15 protein-coding genes are annotated in these 20579 nt (G+C 62.7%); 11 read left to right on the top strand and 4 right to left on the bottom strand.

All coding sequences use genetic code 11. From position 1 onward, the window contains the following. The first annotated feature begins 19 nt into the window (after positions 1–19). Genes U0034_RS26380 through U0034_RS26365 form a run of 4 tightly spaced genes read left to right on the top strand, consistent with a single transcriptional unit; the run spans position 20 to position 5982 of the window. Entirely contained in the window at positions 20–622 is a 603-nt protein-coding gene (locus tag U0034_RS26380) for a zinc-binding dehydrogenase (RefSeq protein WP_233211825.1), read from the top strand. After that, on the top strand, positions 619–4500 hold the full coding sequence (locus tag U0034_RS26375; RefSeq protein ID WP_244142491.1) for a type I polyketide synthase: 3882 nt from the start codon (positions 619–621) through the stop codon (positions 4498–4500). The genes U0034_RS26380 and U0034_RS26375 overlap by 4 nt, the downstream gene beginning before the upstream one ends. 60 nt (positions 4501–4560) lie before the next feature. After that, positions 4561–4905 carry an acyl carrier protein gene (locus tag U0034_RS26370; protein ID WP_085228807.1) on the top strand — a complete coding sequence of 115 codons (345 nt, stop codon included), beginning with the start codon at positions 4561–4563 and terminating at the stop codon, positions 4903–4905. Positions 4906–4959: 54 nt separating this feature from the next. Beyond that, a complete protein-coding gene (locus U0034_RS26365) occupies positions 4960–5982 on the top strand; it encodes a beta-ketoacyl-ACP synthase III (protein ID WP_085228806.1) in 1023 nt (340 codons plus the stop codon). 141 nt (positions 5983–6123) lie between these two features. Here the strand turns inward: U0034_RS26365 and U0034_RS26360 are convergent, their stop codons facing one another. The 3 genes from U0034_RS26360 to U0034_RS26350 form a co-directional block, all read right to left on the bottom strand. Next, positions 6124–6597: a VOC family protein gene (locus U0034_RS26360; RefSeq protein WP_085228805.1), complete on the bottom strand. Its 474-nt coding sequence runs from the start codon at positions 6595–6597 to the stop codon at positions 6124–6126. 174 nt (positions 6598–6771) lie between these two features. Next, the gene (gene pyk / locus U0034_RS26355; RefSeq protein WP_085228904.1) at positions 6772–8190 is read right to left on the bottom strand and encodes a pyruvate kinase; all 1419 of its coding nucleotides are present in this window, start codon (positions 8188–8190) and stop codon (positions 6772–6774) included. A 138-nt stretch (positions 8191–8328) separates the two neighbouring features. After that, entirely contained in the window at positions 8329–9756 is a 1428-nt protein-coding gene (locus U0034_RS26350) for an aminotransferase-like domain-containing protein (protein ID WP_085228903.1), read from the bottom strand. 214 nt (positions 9757–9970) lie between these two features. On the opposite strand from U0034_RS26350, the gene U0034_RS26345 reads away from it, so the two are divergent. From U0034_RS26345 to U0034_RS26330, 4 genes are all read left to right on the top strand, one after another. Further along, complete coding sequence (locus tag U0034_RS26345; RefSeq protein WP_085228804.1) at positions 9971–12298, top strand: FdhF/YdeP family oxidoreductase; 2328 nt, start codon at positions 9971–9973, stop codon at positions 12296–12298. Between the two features lie 32 nt (positions 12299–12330). Continuing rightward, positions 12331–13251 carry a bestrophin family protein gene (locus U0034_RS26340; protein WP_085228803.1) on the top strand — a complete coding sequence of 307 codons (921 nt, stop codon included), beginning with the start codon at positions 12331–12333 and terminating at the stop codon, positions 13249–13251. Positions 13252–13601: 350 nt separating this feature from the next. Continuing rightward, positions 13602–14888: an aspartate aminotransferase family protein gene (locus tag U0034_RS26335; RefSeq protein ID WP_233211833.1), complete on the top strand. Its 1287-nt coding sequence runs from the start codon at positions 13602–13604 to the stop codon at positions 14886–14888. Between the two features lie 262 nt (positions 14889–15150). Then, positions 15151–16059, top strand: coding sequence for a DUF6414 family protein (locus U0034_RS26330; protein ID WP_085228801.1), 909 nt, complete (start codon positions 15151–15153; stop codon positions 16057–16059). 497 nt (positions 16060–16556) lie between these two features. Here the strand turns inward: U0034_RS26330 and U0034_RS26320 are convergent, their stop codons facing one another. Then, positions 16557–17459, bottom strand: coding sequence for a LysR family transcriptional regulator (locus U0034_RS26320; protein WP_085228799.1), 903 nt, complete (start codon positions 17457–17459; stop codon positions 16557–16559). A gap of 128 nt (positions 17460–17587) precedes the next feature. On the opposite strand from U0034_RS26320, the gene U0034_RS26315 reads away from it, so the two are divergent. The 3 genes from U0034_RS26315 to leuD are packed head-to-tail and all read left to right on the top strand — an operon-like array spanning position 17588 to position 20502. Further along, a complete protein-coding gene (locus tag U0034_RS26315; RefSeq protein WP_085228798.1) occupies positions 17588–18466 on the top strand; it encodes an alpha/beta fold hydrolase in 879 nt (292 codons plus the stop codon). A 15-nt stretch (positions 18467–18481) separates the two neighbouring features. After that, positions 18482–19900 (top strand): 3-isopropylmalate dehydratase large subunit, encoded by a 1419-nt coding sequence (leuC, locus tag U0034_RS26310; RefSeq protein WP_085228797.1) that lies wholly within the window; start codon positions 18482–18484, stop codon positions 19898–19900. Continuing rightward, positions 19897–20502, top strand: a complete 606-nt coding sequence (gene leuD, locus U0034_RS26305; protein ID WP_085228796.1) for a 3-isopropylmalate dehydratase small subunit — start codon at positions 19897–19899, stop codon at positions 20500–20502. The genes leuC and leuD overlap by 4 nt, the downstream gene beginning before the upstream one ends. Positions 20503–20579: the final 77 nt, after the last annotated feature.

Here is a 20579-nt window from a genome sequence, read left to right as displayed (position 1 = left end):
GGCCGGCGGGCTGGGAACGATGGCCATCCAACTGGCCGCCCTGGCGGGTGCCCGCCCCGTCGCCGTGGTCTCGGACGATTCCAAGGCGGCGTTCGTCAAAAGTCTCGGTGCCGTGGGCGTCATCAACCGCTCTCGGTTTTCATGCTGGGGCGCCCCGCCCGCCCTCGATTCCGGAGCGCAATACGCTTCATATATCGAGAACGTAAAGAAATTCGGCAAGGCCATTTGGAACGCGCTGGGCGAAAAGCGCGACGTGGACATGGTGTTCGAGCATCCGGGCCGGGACACGTTCGCAGCGTCGTGCTATGTCGTCAAACGCGGCGGCATGGTCGTCTTTTGCGCAGCGACCAGCGGATACGAACTTGCCTGCGACGCTCGATACATCTGGATGCGCCAGAAACGAATCCAGGGCAGCCATTTCGCCACCCTGAAGGAGGCGGCCCAAGCCAACCGGCTCGTGATGAGTGGCCGCATCGATCCTTGCCTCTCCGAAGTCTTTCCGTGGAACCGGTTGCCCGATGCCCACGCAAGGATCCGAACGAACCAGCACCTGCCCGGAAACATGGCTGTACTCGTGCAGGCAAGCAACCTTGACGACGTGGCTGCGGCGAGCCGCCCTTGATCTTCGAAATACCGGCTCCTGGCACGAGGAACACTATGGACACGTCAAAAGCAAACGCTGGGCGAATGGCCATCATCGGGATGTCTCTCCGGTTTCCTGGAGGAGGATCTTCCACCTCCACATACTGGGCGTTCCTGAACTCGGGCTTGTCGGCAATTCAAGAGACCCCGCCCGAGCGGTTCGATATCGACGCGTACTATTCATCCGACCCGAACGAACCGGGCACCACCTATTCCAGAGTGGCTGGCTACGTTGCCGATCCATTCCGCTTCGACCACCGGTTCTTCCGCATCTCGGCTGCGGAGGCCGCCGAGATGGACCCCCAGCAGCGGTGGATGCTCGAATTGACATGGGAGGCGCTGGAAAATGCCGGCGTCGCGCCCAGCCAGTTGCGGGGCAAACGAGTCGGCGTTTTCATGACGGCGGGCGAAGCGGACTACGGCCGCCGAACGTTCTGGTCCGGCAACGCTTCGGCTATCACCACGTATTCCAAGCTCGGCAACCTTCGTGCGATGACGCCGGGGCGCGTCGCGCACGTACTTGGCTTGAGCGGGCCGGCCGTATTCGTCGACACCACGTGCTCTTCATCGCTCGTCGCCATTCACCTTGCCGCACAGAGCCTGCGGACCGGCGATTGCGACTTGGCTATCGCGGGCGGCATCAACCTGATCCTGGGCCCTGAGGAGACGATCGGCATCGCCCGGCTTCAGGCGATGTCGCCCTCCGGCAACTGTCGGCCCTTCGACGCGGCCGCCGACGGCTACATCCGGGGCGAAGGAGGCGGTGTCATCGTCATGAAGCGGTTCGAGGACGCACTCGAGCATGGCGATCGGATCGACGCTCTGCTGGCAGGCTCGGCCATCAACAGCGATGGTGCGAGCAATGGCCTGACCGCCCCAAACGGAGCCGCACAGGAAGCCGTTATCCGGCACGCGATGGCGCGCGCCGGTACGCGCCCCGAAGAGGTGGCGTACGTCGAGGCACACGGCACCGGCACGTCGTTAGGCGATCCAATCGAGCTGACGGCGCTGCGCAACGTATACACCCGTTCGATCGCCAGGGAAAAGCCTATCCTGGTGGGCTCGGTCAAGGCACAGGTGGGTCACCTTGAAGCCGCAGCCGGCATGGCGGGCATCATCAAGGCGATTCTTATTCTGCGCCATCGTTACATACCGGCCCAGGTGAACTTCGCGACGCCAAACCCGCGATTCCAGTGGGACGGTGCGCAACTCGACATCCCTCGGCACGGTCGCCCGCTCGAGGGCGACAACGCGATGGTCGGCGTCAGCGGCTTCGGTATTACAGGGACCAATGTCCATCTGATTCTCTCCTCCCACTCGAACCCATCCCAGGTTGTCGCGGGAGCCGAGAGGGAGCGCGTCCTGACGGTTTCAGGCCGCTCGGCCCAGGCAAGGGCACGGCTTGCCTCCGCCTATCGGGACATGTTGACGGATTCGCACGCGTCGCTGCGCGACATCTGTTACACGGCGAGCGCCCGACGGGACCATTTCGGATATCGGGTGGCATTCGTCGGCGCAAAGAAAGAGGACTTCCTGGAAGCAATCGACGATTTCCTCGACGCCAATCCGTCCGGCAAATGGCATGCAGGCGATCCACCGAAAAAGCCACGCCTTGCATTCCTGTTTCCGGGTCAAGGTGCCTGGCAGCCAGGGGGCGGCGCAGGGCTCTATAACGGCAACGGGATCTTCCGGAAATTCGCGGACGCGTGTCTTCGAGAACTCGACGACGACACGGCAAAGGCCGTGCTGAACGCGATCCTGGGTCGCAGTCCCGAGGCGGTTCGCCACCATCCGGGCCAATTGGCCCATTTCATCGTCTGCTTTTCGCTGGCCCGCACGTGGATGACACTCGGCAAACATCCCGACCTTCTGCTCGGGCATTCGCTCGGCGAGCATGTAGCCGCTGTTATCGGCGGTGTCATGACACTCGCGGATGGGCTGAAGGCTGTCGAGGCGCGTGGGCGGCTGTTCGATACCGAGACGCCCCGAGGGGCGATGCTCGCGGTAGCCGCCAGCATCGAGGAGCTGTCCCGGCAGTTCGAGTTTGGTAGCGAGCTCTTCATTGCCGGCATGAACGGCCCCGATCAGACGGTCGTAAGCGGCACCGAAGAAGCCATAGCAAAGGTCCAGGACGCCATGGTGGCGTTGGGCAAGCGCGTTTCCTTGCTGAAGACGTACGATACGCCCGGCCACTCTCCCATGCTCCGATCGATGCGTGAAGCCTTCCGGCAGGCACTGGCACCGCTTACGTTCGCGCCGCCGGCCATACCGATCGCCTCCACCCTGACTGGAAAACTCGCGACGGGCAGCATTACGGCAATCGACCATTGGCTGGACCTGGTCGAGCAGCCCGTGCGATTTCACGAGGCGTTGCACGCCGCACTCGACGACCGGACCACCTTCATCGAGGTCGGACCCGGCGCAGCACTGTCGAAATTGGCGCGCGCGGCCGCCGGAGGAGACGGGCAATGCGCTATCTCGTCGCTGGCTGATGGGCCGGAGGGCGACGACGAACCCGAAATGACCGGCTTTGCCCATGCCTGCGCACGTCTTTACAGCGTGGGACACCCGATTGCGTGGGCAACGATGTACGGGAACGCGCCCACGCCCGTGGAGCTGCCTGCTTACCGGTTCGATGGCGAGAGATTCGAACTGCCGTTTCCCGAACGCACGCCAGTTGTCATGGCCGCCCGCGACGGAGAGAAGCCCCTATATGAAACCGGCGCAATCCCGACGCGGATTGGCAGCCCCTCGGCATTCGCGCACGCAGGCCATAGCGCAGAGAATCCTTCCACGAGCGGGAACGAAGGACAGCTTCTTGCCACCGTCCGTTCCATCGCCGCGTCGGTTGCACCGGACACCGTCAACCTCGTGGACGAGCTGCCGCTTGCCGGTCAGGGTGTGGACTCGCTTGCGCTAACAGAACTACGCGTGCGCCTGCATCAAGCCTTTGGAAAAATGCCGCCGGTGTCCCTGCTCGCGAGAGGCGCATCGGTGGTAACGCTGGCGCGCTACTTCGCGTCGTCGAAAGCGGATCGGGCAAGCAAACCATCGGACACCAGCTTCGGCGAAATCGATGCACGTGCCCTGGTGGTATCGCTGCGGGAAGGGAGCGGACCGGTCATCGCGCTCGTCCATCCCGTCGGCGGAGACGTCTTCTGCTATCGGGATCTCGCTTCCGTATGGCCTGGCGATCCGTCCATCATCGCGGTTCGGCACCCCTATTCGGACCAGGACCACGCGATCAAGTATCTATCGGTCAAGCAGTTGGCGTCGCTATATCGTTCCGCATTTCTCGGCGTGGCTGGCCGGATCCCGGATCTCTTGGGCGGCTGGTCGTTTGGTGGTCTGGTCGCACACGAAATGGCGGCGCAGTGGGAATCGGAGGGCGTCGACTCGCCGCCGCTTCTGATCGTCGACAGCCCGCTCTACGACGGGGAATTCGCCAGTCGGCTGAGAACGATTGTCAGCGCGCTCGATTGCGACGAGGGGCCGGGTCTTGTCGAGAAACTGCTCGCTGACGAGCGCTTCGACGCGATGCTGGACAGTGACTTCGCACTGTCCGATGTCCGTCGTCGCGCAAACCCGACGCTCTTCGCACACATCGCCCGCCGTCACGCGTCGAGCGCGGCAGCCTTGTCCCTGCATCAGCCCCGGCTCGTGCGTACGAGCATGCAGTATGCACTCGCCGTGCGCGGCAAGGCGGATACCTCCGGCGAACAGATTATGACGCGCCTGCGCCAGATGACCAACGGCGAGATCACGCTGAATGCCTTCGACGACGATCACGATTCCATCGTTCGCCTTCCTTCTGCTCGCGGGCTGGCGAAGTTCTTCGATAGTGGAACGGAAGCATAGCCAGACTGTTTGACGACGACCAACTCGTTTCCCCCTCACCCATTTTCCGGAGCAACTGCGATGAGCGACCAACTTCAAACCCCTGCCATGAATGGCACCAAGATGACTACGGAAAAGATCCTCGCATGGGTCCAGGAGTGGACCGAAGCAAACAATCTGAAGGTGCCTTCCGACCTCGACGAGACGTTCGACGACGCCGGCTTCGATTCGATGCACTCCGTCGAGCTGGCGTTCTTCCTCGAGGAGCGGCTCAAGATAAAGATCAGCGATACCACGTTGTTCGACTACCCCACTTTCGCGTCGCTCGCCGAATATCTTGTCTCGCAGATCGACCTCCAGAATGCCGGGCAATCGGGTAATGCGGAAAAGTCGAGCGGCCCCACCGGGGACGTGGGGACTTGGTAGCCGCAACGATACGGCACGGCAGCAGTCTCAACGCCACTCACTGGAGTACGAGAAATGAGCGAAATAAATGGCTCTGTCGGTACAGCGCCGCCCGCCAACGCAGCGACGATCTGGGGCTCCCGGGTGGTCGGTTGCGGCTCGGCGCTTCCCGAGCGTCGGGTGACGAATCACGACTTGGCCATGATGGTCGATACGTCCGACGAGTGGATTGTCCAACGCACCGGCATCAAGGAACGACGGGTGGCGGCGGATGGAGAGAACACGTCGGATCTCGCCATTGCGGCGGCTGTATCCGCACTGGGAAACGCCGGCATCCGGGGGGAGGACGTCGACCTCGTCGTCGTGGCTACCTGTACGCCGGACCGCACTGTGCCCGCGACCGCCTGCCGCGTGCAGGCCGCCCTCGGCATGACGGGCGGGATCGCTTTCGACGTGCAGGCCGTCTGTTCCGGCTTTGTTTTCGCGCTGTCGGTTGCCGACAACATGATACGGCTGGGTCAGGCGCGTACGGCCATTGTGATCGGCGCGGAGACCATGTCACGGATCATCGACTGGAAAGACCGCAACAGCTGCGTACTCTTTGGGGATGGTGCCGGCGCCGTCGTATTACGCGCCGAGCGCCGGACAGGCGCCCGCTTCAAAGGCATCCTGTCCACTCATCTGCACTCCGACGGGCGGCACGAGGACAAGATTCGCACGAACGGCGGAGCGTCTTCCACTCAAACCGCCGGAACAATGCATCTTGAAGGACGCGACGTCTTTGTGCATGCTGTCGTCAATCTCGCAGAGGCGTCCCAGGAAGCGCTGACGGTCAACGGCTTGACGAAGGACGATCTCGACTGGGTCGTGCCGCACCAGGCGAATCGGCGCATCGTTCAGACGTTGGGGGAAAAGCTGCAATTGCCGATGGAGAAAATCGTGTTGACGCTCGACCATCACGGAAATACGTCCGCCGCGTCCATCCCGCTCGCGCTGGCGGAAGCCGTCGCGGACGGCCGCATAAAGGAAGACGATCTCGTCCTGACTCCCGCAATGGGAGCAGGTTTCACATGGGGATCCGCGTTGATTCGATGGTAGCGGCTCGTCCACCGCCATAGGCTGCCCGATGTCGCGGGCTCCCAACCGGTAAGCTGCGGGCGCGCCCGCAGCGTCAACCGCCGTCCGTGCGTGCTTTACCGCCCGCGCTTTACCACCCGCTTTACCACCCGCTTTACGGCCTCAACCCGGGCAGTTCGCCTCCTTGACCGCGCGTTGCATCTCCTCCGGCGGAACGTCACGGATATGCGAAGCGATATGCCACCGGTGCCCGAACGGATCTTCCAGATGCCCCCAGCGGTCGCCCCAGAACATATCGGCGAGCGGCATGATGACCTTCGCCCCGGCCGCCACGGCGCGTTCGAACGCGCGGTCGGCATTCTCCACATACAGATAGAGGCTCACGGGCGTGTTCTTGAGCGCCTTCGGCCCCATCATCCCGTGCTCCGGCATCTCGTCGGTGAGCATGACGACCGAGTCCCCTATCTTCACCTGCGCATGCATGATTCTGCCGTCCGGCGCCGGCAGCCGCATCAGCTCCGTTGCGCCGAACGCCTCCTTGTAAAAGGCAATGGCGTCCGATGCGCCCGCGCAAATGATCTGCGGCGTGAGCGTGTGCATCCCTTCGGGGATCGGCTTGACGGTCGAGGTGGTCATGGCGATGGCTCCTGTCTGAAAGTTGTCGGTAAGGGAGCCGCACGGCAACACCCGTTGCCCGCATTCGTGCGGCTCTATCCTGACGACGAACGAGCCAACCCGAAATCGACATGGCCGCCAAAAAAATTTTCGGCGAAATGAAAAACCTGCTTAGTTATCCGGCGCTGCGCCACCTCAGGTGCCCACCTTGGCAATGTGCAGCAGGTTTGTGGTCCCCGACTCGCCGAACGGCAAGCCGGCTGCAATGACGATCGAATCGCCGGTATTCGCGAACCCCTCATGGCGGGCCGTGTCGCAGGCCAGCGCGATCATGTCGTCGACATCGTGCGCGGTACGCAACGCAATCGGATGCGTGCCCCAGACGAGCGCGAGCCGCCGGGCCACCGCCAGAGAGGGCGTAAGAGCCATGATCGCGCTCGGCGCCCGCTCGCGCGCCGCCCGCACCGTCGTGAAACCCGAAGAGGTGCAGGTGACCGTGACCGCGGGAGCGATCAGTTGAACGACCGTACGAAGCGCGCAGCAGATCGCATCGGCGGCTGTCGACTGCGCCGGCGTGTGCGAGGCGTCTATGCCTGCCCGATACTCCGGATCCAGCTCCACACGCGCGATGATCCGGTTCATCATCGAAACGGCTTCGAGCGGATATTTCCCGCTGGCGGATTCCGCCGAAAGCATGACGGCATCCGTGCCTTCGTAGATCGCACCGGCCACATCCGACGTTTCCGCGCGCGTGGGCACCGGCGATTCCGTCATCGATTCGAGCATCTGCGTGGCCACCACCACGGTCTTGCCCGCTGCGCGACAGACGCGCACGATGCGCCGCTGCAGCTCCGGAATCTGCTCGGCCGGCAGCTCCACGCCCAGATCGCCGCGCGCGACCATGATCCCGTCGCAGCGCGCGGCGATCGCATCCAGATGATCGATCGCGCGCGGTTTTTCGAGCTTGGCCATGATCCACGCGCGATCGCCGATGATGGCACGTGCCTCGTCGATGTCCTCCGGGCGCTGTACGAACGAGAGCGCAACCCAGTCGACGCCCTGTTCGAGGCCGAACGCGAGATCCTCGCGGTCTTTGCCGGTCATCGCCGAGATCGGCAGCATGACGCCCGGCACGTTCACGCCCTTGCGGTCGGAAACGCGCCCGCCCACGATCACCGTCGTCTCCGCGCGATCGGGCCCCTTCGAGACGACTCGCAGCCGTACCTTGCCGTCATCGAGCAGCAGTTCCGAGCCGGGCTCGATAGCGGCGAAGATCTCCGGATGCGGCAGCGGCGCGCGCGAGGCATCGCCGGGCGTGAGATCGGTATCGAGCAGAAAGCGCTGGCCGCGCGACAGCACGACACTGCCTGACTCGAACGTGCCGAGCCTCAGTTTCGGCCCCTGAAGATCGAGCAGCACGCCGATCGGGCGGCCCGTTTCCTTTTCGATCTCGCGGATGTGCCGCAGCCGCTGCAGATGATCGTCATGGCTGCCGTGGCTGAAATTGAGCCGGAAGACATCCACGCCGGCATCGAAGAGCCGCCGTATCGTCTGCGGATCGGAACTCGAAGGCCCTAGCGTGGCGACGATCTTTGCGTGACGTTCCCGCTTCATGGTCCTCTTCTCCTTTTCCTTGCTGCACACATTTGCGCCAGGCGAGCAATTTAGTACCCCGAACCAGCGACGATAAGACCCGTTAAAGTCACGAGAGCCGGTACGAGATGTATCGAATGCCGATACCGCTGGGCGCATTCATCGCGCGAGCCGGGCGACGATCTTCCCTATCGTGACGAGCGCATCCTCGATCTCGGCGGACCACGCGTAACTGTAGTTGAGCCGGATGAAATTGCTGTAGCTCGCCGATGCCGAAAACATGTAGCCGGGCCCGATCGTGATGCCGTGCTCGAGGGCCGCGCGATAAAGCTTCATCGAGTCGACCTTTTTCGGCAATTCCACCCAGAGTACGTAACCGCCCATCGGTTGAGATGTGCGCGTGCCTTCGGGAAAGAACCGGCTCACCATCGTCTTCGTCAAACGCGCCTGCTGGCGATAAAGCGCGCGCACGCGCCGCAAATGGCGCTCGTAGCCGTCGTTTTCGAGGTACTGGGCGATGGCCAATTGCGGAATCGAGGGCGTGGTCAGCGTATTGAGGAATTTCAGCTTCTCCACTTGCTCGCGATACCGCCCCGGCATGGCCCATCCGATGCGATGCGCCGCGGAAAGGCTTTTCGAAAAAGACGCGCAGTGCAGCACGATGCCCTGCGTGTCATAGGACTTCAGGGCGCTCGGATGGGCCTCGCCGAAATAAAGCTCGTGATAGACGTCGTTTTCGATGATTGGCACGTCGTGGCGCATGGCCAGCGCCACGAGCGCCTGCTTCTTTTCGTCGGACATCTGGAAGCCCAGCGGATTCTGGAAGTTCGGCATGACCATGCAGGCCGCGATGTTGCGCTTTTTCAGAATCTGCTCGAGCGAATCGAGATCGATGCCGTGCTGCGGATCGGTGGCGACCTCGATCGCCCGCATGCCCATCCGCTCGATCGCGTGCAGCATCGCGTAGAACGTCGGGGATTCGACGACCACGGTATCCCCTGGCTTGCCGACAGCTTGCAAACACAGATTGATCGCCTCCGTTGCGCCCACCGTCACGACGATTTCGCCCGGGTCGATCGCAATGCCGTTTTGCAGGTAGCGCCGCGCGATCTGGCGAATAAGGCCCGGGTTGCCGGGCGGCAGATCGTCGGTCACGCCCCAGCTCGCCTTCTCCTTGCCGATGTTGTAGGCATAGCGGTTGATCTTCTCGAACGGAAACAACCGCGGGTCGGGATACGGCGAGCCGAGCGGAATCGCCTCGCCGGTGCCGATGGAGCGCAGCGTCGAAAGCACGAGGCGGCTGACGTCCACCTTGGCAGAGACCGCTACCGGACGCGATATGCGCAGGCTCGTGGTGTCCTCGGCTACCTGCTCGCGCTGGGTACCACGCACGTAGTACCCCGATTGCGGGCGGCTTTCGATCACGCCGCGGCTCTCCAGCAGCAAATAGGCGCGAATGACCGTGGTGACGCTGACCTGGCGATGCTGGCTCGTCTGCCTGACCGAAGGAATGCGGTCGCCGGGCCGAAACACACCCCGTTTGACGAGATCGTCGATGTCCTTGGCGAGCTTTTCGTAGAGTTTCATGCGTTCGCTGCGCACCGTTATGGAGCACAGTTTTCGTCCATATCGCATCATATTCGAACTGTGCTCTTTTTTCAGAGGCAAATGTGTGCGCTTTGGTCGCATGGCATTGCCCTTAAGCTTCGATTCATCGCGGCGTAATAGCACCCGGCGCCCCCCGGCGACCACCCGACGGCCACCCGGCAAGCGGGTGAGCCGTCAGCAAAAGAATCGAATCATGGAAAAGCTCAAAGCACAGGGGCACATCGAACCCTATACGCAACCCGCCGGCGGCTGGGGCGCGTTGAAACAAGTGGCCATCAATCTCGTGAAGGAACGCGTGGCCGGCGGGAAGTACCGCACGCTCTTCAAGCAGAACCAGCCGGACGGTTTCGACTGCCCGGGCTGCGCGTGGCCCGATCGCAAGCATTCGTCCACTTTCGAGTTCTGCGAAAACGGCGTCAAGGCAGTGGCGGCGGAAGCAACGAGCAAGCGCGTGACGCCCGCGTTCTTCGAAGCCCATACGGTTGCGCAGTTGCTGACGCAAAGCGATTACGAACTCGAGCAGCACGGGCGGCTCACCGACCCGATGATCTACGACGCGGTTGCCGACAAATACAAGCCGGTGGCCTGGCAAGACGCGTTTGCGCTGATCGCCTCGCACCTGAGGCGGCTCGATTCGCCGGACGAAGCCGCGTTCTACACGTCGGGGCGCGCGAGCAACGAGGCGGCGTTTCTTTATCAACTGTTCGTGCGCATGTACGGGACGAACAATTTCCCCGATTGCTCGAACATGTGCCACGAAGCGACGAGCCGCGGCCTGCCGGGCACGGTGGGTATCGGCAAGGGTACGGTCACGCTCGACGATTTCGAGCATGCCGACACGATCCTCGTCTTCGGCCAGAATCCCGCGACGAACCACCCGCGCATGCTCGGCGAGCTGCGCGAATGCGCGCGCCGCGGCGCCACGATCGTCTCGATCAATCCGTTGCGCGAGCGCGGCCTCGAGCGCTTCAGGAGCCCGCAGCATCCGGTGGAGATGCTGACGCTCTCGAGCACGCGGCTCGCCTCCGTCTTCGTCCAGCCCAAGGTGGGCGGCGATTTCGCGCTGATCAAGGGCATCGCCAAGCACGTGCTCGAACTCGACGACGCAGCCCGCGCCCACGGCGAGGCGCCCGTGCTCGACACCGCCTTCATCGACGAGCACACGTCCGGTTTCGAGGCGTTCGCCGCCGACCTGCGCACCGAAAGCTGGCCGTTGCTCGAAGCCGAATCCGGTGTGGCGCGTGAAGAAATCGAACAACTCGGGCGTATTTATGCCCAGGGGCAGCGGGTTATCGCCACATGGGGCATGGGCATCACGCAGCACAAGAACGCCGTGGCCACCGTGCAGATGCTCTCGAACCTCATGATGATGCGCGGCAATATTGGCCGCCTGGGCGCGGGTTTGTGCCCGGTGCGGGGGCATTCGAACGTGCAGGGCGATCGCACGGTCGGCATCGAGGAGAAGCCGACGCAGGCGTTCCTCGACCGCCTGGGCCGCGTGTTCGGGTTCGAGCCACCGCGCGAGCATGGTTACGACGTGGTCGAGACGATCGAGGCAATGCTCGACGGCCGCGTCAAGGTGCTGATCGGGCTTGGCGGCAACTTCGCAATGGCCACGCCCGACACACCGCGCACGTTCGACGCGCTGCGCTCGTGCGCGTTGACCGTGCACGTCACGACGAAGCTCAACCGCAGCCACCTCGTGCACGGCAAGGACGCGCTGATTCTGCCGACGCTCGGGCGCACCGAAATCGACCTGCAGGACGGCGTGTCGCAAGGCGTGACGGTGGAGGACTCGATGAGCATGGTGCATGTGTCCTATGGGCTCAACGAGCCGGCCTCGAAAAATTTGATGTCGGAAACGGCGATCGTCGCCCACATGGCGCACGCGACGCTCGGCGGCGGCAATGTGGATTGGCTCTGGATGGCGCGCGATTACGCGCGGATCCGCGACGCGATCGAGGAATCGATCGACGGGTTCGACCGCTACAACGAGCGGATTGCGCAGCCGGGCGGCTTCCATTTGCGTGTGGCTTCGCGCGAGCGCGACTGGAAGACGGCCACGGGCAAGGCCAATTTCATTGCGCATGCGATCGAGCGCGATACGCCGATTGCGCGCGCGCGGCAGCGCCACGGCGAACGCGTGATGGTGCTGATGACAACGCGGTCGCACGATCAGTACAACACCACCGTCTATGCGCTCGACGATCGCTATCGCGGCGTGTTCGGTCAGCGGCGCGTGGTCTTCATCAATCGGGCCGACCTCGACATGCTCGGGTTCGAGCCCGGCGACCGGGTCGATCTGACGACGGTCTGGGACGACGGCATCGAGCGCCGCGCCGACGGCTTTCTGCTCGTGGAGTACGACATCCCGCGCGGGTGCATCGGCGCGTATTACCCCGAGACGAACCCGCTCGTGCCGCTTTCGAGCGTGGCCGACGTCTGCAACACGCCGACCTCGAAGTCGATTCCCGTCTTGCTGCACCGGGCCGCGGCCCCCGCGGTGGCTGCCGCAGCCTGATTCACGTTGCTTCTATCGAAAGCGGGCGCACCATGATCGTCAGGGACACACAGCACTGGTTTCGGCTGCTTTTCGTCTGGCGCGGCTCCGTGCTGCGGTCGATTCTGCCGCAACTCGCGCTGATGGCGATAATCGGCGGCATCGCGGTGGCCACCGACGGGCGGATATTCGGCGAGAAAATTCCGCTCAATACCGCACCGTTCACGCTGTGCGGCGTCGCGCTCACGATCTTTCTCGCATTTCGCAATAACGCGAGCTACGAACGCTATCGCGAAGCCCGGCAGATCTGGGGTGAAGTGCTCAACGCCACGCGCACGCTCACGTCGCAGATGATTGCCTATGTGCCTGATACGGCACCAGGCTTCGAGCGCGTGTCCTTCGCCGGATCGGTGATTGCGTTCGTCTACGCGTTCAAGCATCAATTGCGCAGAACCGACCCGATGCAGGATCTCGTGCGCCTCGTGGGCGTGGGGCGCGCGCTCGCGCTGGAAGAGAAACACTTCCGGCCGATCGCGGTGCTGAACGACATCCGCCGCCTGCTCGCTGGGCTCCAGCGCCGCGCGTTGATCTCGGACACGCAGTTGTGGATGTTCGATGCGCAGCTGAACGAACTCGAGAAGACGGTCGGGGGCTGCGAACGCATTGCTTCGACGCCGATTCCTTTCGCCTATGGCGTGCTGCTGCACCGAACCGTGTACGCCTACTGCATGTTGCTGCCGTTCGGACTCGTGGATTCGATCGGCTTTTTCACACCGCTTGTTGCCGTATTCGTCGCTTATACGCTGATCGCACTCGAGGCCATCGCCAGCGAGATTTCCGAACCGTTCGAGCCGGTGCCCAACGGGCTTGCGCTCGATGCCATGGCACGCAACATCGAGCGCACGCTGCTCGAACTGTGCGACGAACCGGTGCCCGAAGAAGTCAAGCCCGGGCGGACGTACGAGTTGACCTAGTCTTCCCCGCCTGCTCGGCACGAGCCCGCCCCGTTCGCCCCGCACGGATCGGGGCGGGCAGCCCGTTATGTCCGGCCGGCCGAACACGCAAGTCCGGCGAAAGCACTCGAGGCGCTCAGCCGCGGTAGCGCGCAAAGCCCGGGCGCCATTCCAATACAGTTAGCGGTAAATTAACAGCACAGTTGCCGATCCGGCCCATGAACTGTGCATGTCCACGGGCTGGGGACGGGAGCTAGAGTCGCATGATCGGCCGCGTCGCGGCCCGCCGCTTGCGTGCTCGCCCGGCCTCGAACCCCAACAGGAGAAATACCGTGACCTCCCACGCGTCCGACGATCTGTCGAATTTCTGGATGCCGTTCACCGCGAACCGTCAGTTCAAGACGGCGCCTCGCCTGCTCGTTTCGGCACACGGCATGTACTACCGGTCGGCCGACGGCCGCGAAGTGCTCGATGGCTGCGCCGGGCTCTGGTGCGTGAACGCCGGCCATTGCCGCGACGAAATCGTGGCGGCGGTGCAGCGCGAGGCCGGCTCGCTCGATTTTGCGCCGACGTTCCAGATGGGGCACCCGCTCGCATTCGAAGCTGCCGCAAAGGTGGCGGCCGTCATGCCTGCCGGGCTGGACCGGATTTTCTTTGCCAATTCGGGTTCGGAGGCCGTCGATACGGCGCTCAAGATCGCGCTTGCCTACCATCGGGCACGTGGCGAGGGGCAGCGTACGCGGCTGATCGGGCGCGAGCGCGGCTATCACGGCGTGGGGTTCGGCGGCATTTCGGTAGGGGGCATTGCGCCGAACCGCAAGACGTTTTCGGGCTCGCTGCTCGGCAATGTCGACCATCTGCCGCATACGCACGATCTGGGGCATAACGCGTTTTCGAAAGGGCAGCCAGCCTGGGGCGCGCATCTGGCGGACGAGCTGGAGCGGCTCGTGGCGCTGCACGATCCGTCGACGATTGCAGCCGTGATCGTGGAGCCGGTGGCAGGATCGACGGGAGTGCTGATTCCGCCGCAGGGCTATTTGCAGCGACTGCGGGAGATCTGCACGAAGTACGGCATCCTGCTGATCTTCGACGAAGTCATTACGGGCTTCGGCCGGCTCGGGCGCGCAACGGCGAGCGAGTTTTTCGGGGTGACGCCCGATCTCATTACGCTCGCGAAAGCGATCAACAATGCGGCCGTGCCGATGGGCGCCGTGGCGGCGAGCCGCGCCGTGCACGATGCGATCGTCGATAGCGGGATGCCGGGAGGCATCGAGCTTTTCCATGGATATACCTACTCGGCGCATCCGGCTGCCAGTGCGGCTGCGGTCGCCGCACAGGATCTTTATGCGAAGGAAGATCTGTTTGCCCGCGCTGCGCGGCTCGCGCCCGAGTTCGAACGCGCCGCCCATGCGCTCGCGGATGCGCCTTATGTGAAGGACGTGCGAAACCTCGGGCTCGTGGCGGGTGTCGAGCTCGAATCGCGCGACGGAGCGCCGGGGGCGCGCGCGTACGAGGTCTTCGTCAAATGCTTCGAAGCGGGCGTGCTCGTGCGTTATACGGGGGATATTCTGGCGTTCTCGCCGCCGCTCATCATCGATGAGGAACAGATTGCGAGGATCTTCGGGACCGTGCGCGAGGTACTGGGGACGGTGAAGTGATAGGCGGCCTCGGACAGAGCCCGTGCTCCAATGTGGCGGACGATAGGTAGTAGTAATGTATGCTCCTCAAGCCCACTACGCCATAACCTATGCACGGGCACCTACTAACTGACACCGGATGCCCCCCCGGACACTAGCTCAGACCGCAAGCCCGAGATACTGCGAGCACGACCTGATAGTTCCGACCGACGCTCCTATCTGGCACAAAAAATCGAGGCGGGGCTACACGGCATCATTTTGATCAAATTAAAAAGGACCAGACATGAACCTGTACATTGAGCCGATATACCTGAACGAAAAGATGGTTCTTAACTGTGCAGCATACGTCTTTAAGGGGGTCACCATGGAGGCTGAGATTTCTCAGTCCCAAACCACAAAAAGCAGAAAAAATTTGACCGTCGGCCTAAAATTCTTGAGCGAACTCATATCCCCCATTTCGTTCTCCGGCGAACATGGTGGAGAGAAATCAGAAGTTAGTAAGACTGCTCGACGTTATACGATGGGCGGATTGCATATGTCGCTCATCGATGCACTGAACGAGCAAGAATATATAATCAAAGATCTGGATATAGAAAAAATCCCACCCAGGGATAAATTCATTGAATTGAATGCAATTCTAAGGCCCATCGATTTTTACTCAATAATCGAAGCCATCAAAGTTTCAACGCCATTAATAGTGCAGGTATTGCAAAATTTTGGCGACAAATTTAATCCACAGATCTTCAACAAGAATATCAAAAATGACCTAACAAAATATGAATCACTGGTATCCAGAATCCTTAATGATCTCGAGACGGATTATTTGAAATCCGGGCAACTTGAAATGATTATGGTGGATCCTGATACGCAACGCCAGATTGGCGTTCTCGATGTTGACGTCAGTGATTTCGATGCACTATCCATGAAGGCGAAATTAACGGACGGCTGCTTTCGCGTTATTGGCAGAGTATCTAAGCACGCCCAGAATGGAGAATCAATCAGCCTAGTTCAGCGCACGATCCTCTCGTCCGTACTTTCTATCTTAGAGAAATTTATGCGTGCAACTGACGTGGACGGTGTAGAGAAGTATAAGCGAGCGATGAACACAGCCAAAGGCTTTGCGCAACAAATTTGCCAACTTAGTCTCCCTGGGCCCGCGCTGCGCATGATGGCGATGTCCATTTGCATATAGCGCCGCTAGCCGCTAACTGAGATGCACTCTCGACGTTTCCATGATGGGTCGCGCGAGTATCGGTAAGCAGGGACGACACATAGGCAATCTTCTTATTCCGTCGGCATCCGCCTGTTTCCCATCATGCCCCTCTTCGGCGAACCACAGGCGGGACGCAGTGACTACCGTCTTTCAGGTTTTCGACAATCGCCTCGAAGCCATCGGGCATTCCCGCTGCCGGCGAGCGCAGCGTGAGCCGCGCCCCTCCCGCCTGCGCGATCGCGTTCGCGATGGCCAGCCCCAGGCCGCTTCCCTTGGCCGGGGTAGCCCCCCGCTCGAATGGCTGAATCAGACGAGAGAGCGTGTCCGCGGGCACGAGGAATTGCGTCGCCTCGCGGGCACGCGCCGGCTGACGACGCTTACGACCGCGCTCTCCAGCCCGGCGGAAAAAACGTACGTGCAGGAGCGGCTGCTTGCAGACGCTGTGACGCGTAAATGCGCGCGGCCGAAAACAGCTGTCACGCGCCGCTCGCCGGCCGGCGCAACCACTCGCCCAGAAAATCCACAAATGTCCTTAGCTTTACGGAAAGCTGGTTCCGCTCCAGATAGATCGCGTGAATATCGGCATCCGGCAATGCCCAGTCCGTGAGCAAGGGCACGAGTTCGCCGCGCGCGAGATACGCCTCGATTTCCCACTGCGATCGCACGACGATCCCGCGGCCTTCGAGTGCCCAATGCAGCACCACGCTGCCGTCGTTGCTCGACAGTGCGCCGTCGACCTTCACTGTTTCCGTGCGCTTGCCGCGGGAAAAATGCCATGTGCCGTAGGCCGATTCGTTCTCGCGCAGAACGAGGCAGGCATGCCGCGTCAGATCGTGCGGCACGGCAGGCTTACCGTGCCGTGCCACATAGTCGGGCGATGCGCACGCCAGGCGCCTGTTTGCGAGCAGCAGCCGCGCGTTGATGCGCGCATCCGGCACCTCGCCGAAGCGAATGCCAACATCGAAGCCCTCCTCCTGCAGGCTCATCGGCCGGTCCGTCAGATGCAGCACGATCTTCATCGCCGGATAACGCGCGACGAACTCCGACACCGCCGGCGCAATATGTGCCCGCCCGAACCCGAACGATGCGTTCACGCGCAGCAAGCCAGTGGGCTCGCCCCGGCTTTGCGTGACGAGATGCTCGAGTTCCGACAACTCGTCCAGAATGCGCGACCCGTTCCGCAGGTAAAGCTCGCCCTCCGGCGTGAGGCTCAGGCGCCGCGTCGTGCGGTTCACCAATCGCACGCCGAGGCGCCGTTCCAATTGCGCAAGCCGCTTGCTTACCGCGGGGGGCGTTACGCCCAGCTCGCGCGCAGCAGCCGCCAGATTCCGATGCCTCGCCACCAGTGCGAAGAGATTCAGATCGGAGAAACCATCCATTTCAATGCTCCATCGTCTGCGCCGGTGTTTGCGTTGATTCATTCCTGCAAGTTACGACCGGAATGCTTTTCAGGAAACCAAATCGCTCTGCTCATCAATTAGACTCGAATCAAGATGAGGAGACAACCATGTTCGAAGGCTTCAAGGACGCTTGCGCGACCGTCGATGGCGTACGCATCCGCGCCATTCAAGGCGGCAGCGGCCCCGCGTTATTGCTCTTGCACGGGCATCCGCAAACGCACGCGATCTGGCACAAGGTCGCGCCGGCGCTAGCGGCACGTTTCACGGTAATCGCCGCCGATTTGCGCGGCTACGGCGACAGCGGCAAACCACCTGGCACGGCCGGCCACGCGAACTACGCGAAGCGCCGCATGGCACTCGATCAGATTGAACTGATGCGCGGTCTCGGCTACGAGACCTTCGCGGTAATTGGCCACGATCGCGGCGGGCGCGTGGCGGCTCGCATGGCGCTCGATCATCCTCGCGTCGTGACGCGCCTCGTGACGCTCGACGTCGCGCCAACGCTTGCGATGTACGAGCAGACTTCGTTCGACTTCGCGCGCGCCTATTGGCACTGGTTCATGCTGGTCCGGCCTGCTCCGTTCCCGGAGACGCTGATCCGTGCCGACCCGGACCTCTATCTGAAGCAGACCATCGGCGCGCGCAGCGCCGGCCTCGCGCCGTTCACGGCGGCGGCCTACGCGGAGTACCTGCGTTGCCTCTCCGATCCCGATACGGCGCACGGTATCTGCGAGGACTACCGTGCAAGCGTGACGATCGACCTCGAGCACGACCGCGCAACGCTTGCGTCACAGCAGCGGATCGAGTGTCCTTTCATGGCGTTGTGGGGCGCGCAGGGCGTCATCGAACAATGCTTCGATCCACTCGCCGAATGGCGGGCCTACGCGCCAAACGTCCGGGGCGAGGCGCTCGCTTGTGGCCACTACATCCCCGAAGAAGCGCCGGAGCAACTGCTCGAACGCGTGCTGCCTTTTCTCTCCGAGTAACCTGCGAGTCACCTCATGTCCGACCGAACGCTTTACCGAAAGCTCGTCGATTCGCACACCGTTTCGAGTATCGACGAACATAACGTCCTGCTGTACGCCGACCTTCACCTGATGAACGAGTACACGAGTCCGCAGGCGTTCAGCGCACTCGAAGCGCGCGGCCGCGCGGTGCGCCGCCCGCGACAGCAGCTCGCCGTCGTCAGCCACATCATCCCCACGCATGCGGAGTCGCCCCGCGTGATTCGCGATGCGGCGTCGCTGCTGCTGGCGCAAAATCTGGCGCGCAATTGCGAACGAGCCGGCATCCGGCTCTTTGCGGCGGACGACCCGCTGCAGGGCATCGAACACATCGTCGCGCCCGAACTCGGTCTGATCCGTCCCGGCATGGTCGTGCTGTGCGGCGACAGCCACACCACCACGTATGGAGCACTCGGCGCATTGGGATTCGGCATCGGCACGTCGGAAGTCGAGCACGTGCTCGCCACGCAAACGCTCGTGTACCGGCTCGCGCAGACCATGCGCATTACGATCGATGGCGCACTGCCGTACGGCACGTCGTCGAAGGACATCGTCATCTGGGTCATCGGCAAAATCGGCGCGCAAGGCGCGCGCGGGTACGCCGTGGAATTCGCCGGCTCGACGATCGCATCGCTTTCGGCCGAGGCACGCATGACCTTGTGCAACATGACCGTCGAAGCCGGTGCCCGCGCCGCACTGATTGCGCCGGATGCGACCACCTTCGAATACGTGCGCGCCCACACGCCGTCGCTCGACGAAGCAGGCTGGCAAGCCGCGCTCGAAGACTGGCGCGAGCTGCATTCCGACGCCGATGCGCACTTCGACGCCGAGTACCGTTTCGATGCGCGGAGCATCGCCCCGTTCGTCACCTGGGGCACGAGTCCCGATCAGGCCGTCGCCATCGATCAGCGCATCCCTGGCGAAGCCACGCAAACGACGCCCGAAGCTGCCGCATCCCTGCGCCGCGCGCTCGACTACATGGGGCTCGCCGCCAATCAACCGATTGCGGGCACGCCCGTCGACCGTGTGTTCATCGGCTCATGCACCAACGGGCGCATCGAGGATTTGCGCACCGTGGCAGCGATCGTGCGCGGCAAGCGCGTCGCGGCAGGCGTGCGCGCGATGGTCGTGCCGGGCTCCGGCAGCGTGCGTCGGGCGGCCGAACGGGAAGGCATTGCCCAAACGCTGATCGACGCGGGGTTCGAATGGCGCGAGCCGGGCTGCTCCATGTGCCTTGCGATGAACGACGACATCCTCGACGCCGGAGAACGCTGCGCGTCCACCACCAACCGCAATTTCGAAGGCCGTCAGGGACGCGGCGGCCGCACGCATCTGATGAGCCCGGCGATGGCGGCGGCTGCCGCGATAACCGGCTGTATTACCGATGTCCGCACGCTGGAGGCGCATGCATCATGACCAGGCTCACCACCATTCAAGGCGGCGCGGCGCCGCTGCCGATCGAGAACCTCGATACGGATCAGATCATGCCGAAGCAGTTCCTGCGCATCATCGACAAAGCGGGCCTTGCCGATGGTTTGCTCTACGACCTTCGCTTCGACGCGCATGGCATGCCCCGCCCGGATTGTGTGCTCAATCAACGCGCGTACGCGAACGCACGCATCCTGATCGGCGGCGCGAACTTCGGCTGCGGATCGAGCCGCGAACATGCGGTGTGGGGTTTGCAGCAATACGGCTTCCAGGCAGTGATCGCGCCGAGTTTCGCGGAGATTTTCTATTCGAACGCGATGAATAACCGCCTGCTGCTCGTGCAACTGGAGCGCAATGTGGTCGATGCGCTGATACAAGAGGCGATCGAAAATCCGCGCACCTCCATCTCGATCGACCTCGAACAGCAGACGGTGAGCTCCCCGTCGGGCGCGCGGTATGTCTATCCGATCGGCGCACGCCACAAGCGCATGGTGATCGAAGGCATGGATACCGTCGATCTGACGCTCGCCGCGATCGAATCATTCGAACGATCGCATTTTGCCCGGCACCCCTGGGCACAGGTGATGTAACCGCTCGTCCGCCGCGCCGCGGCGGCTGCCTCGCTCTTCGTTGCAGCTCGTTGCAGCTCGTTGCAGCTTCGTTGCAG

The sequence above is a fragment of the Trinickia caryophylli genome (assembly GCF_034424545.1).
GTDB lineage: Bacteria > Pseudomonadota > Gammaproteobacteria > Burkholderiales > Burkholderiaceae > Trinickia > Trinickia caryophylli.
This window is presented reverse-complemented; position numbering and strand designations above follow the sequence as displayed.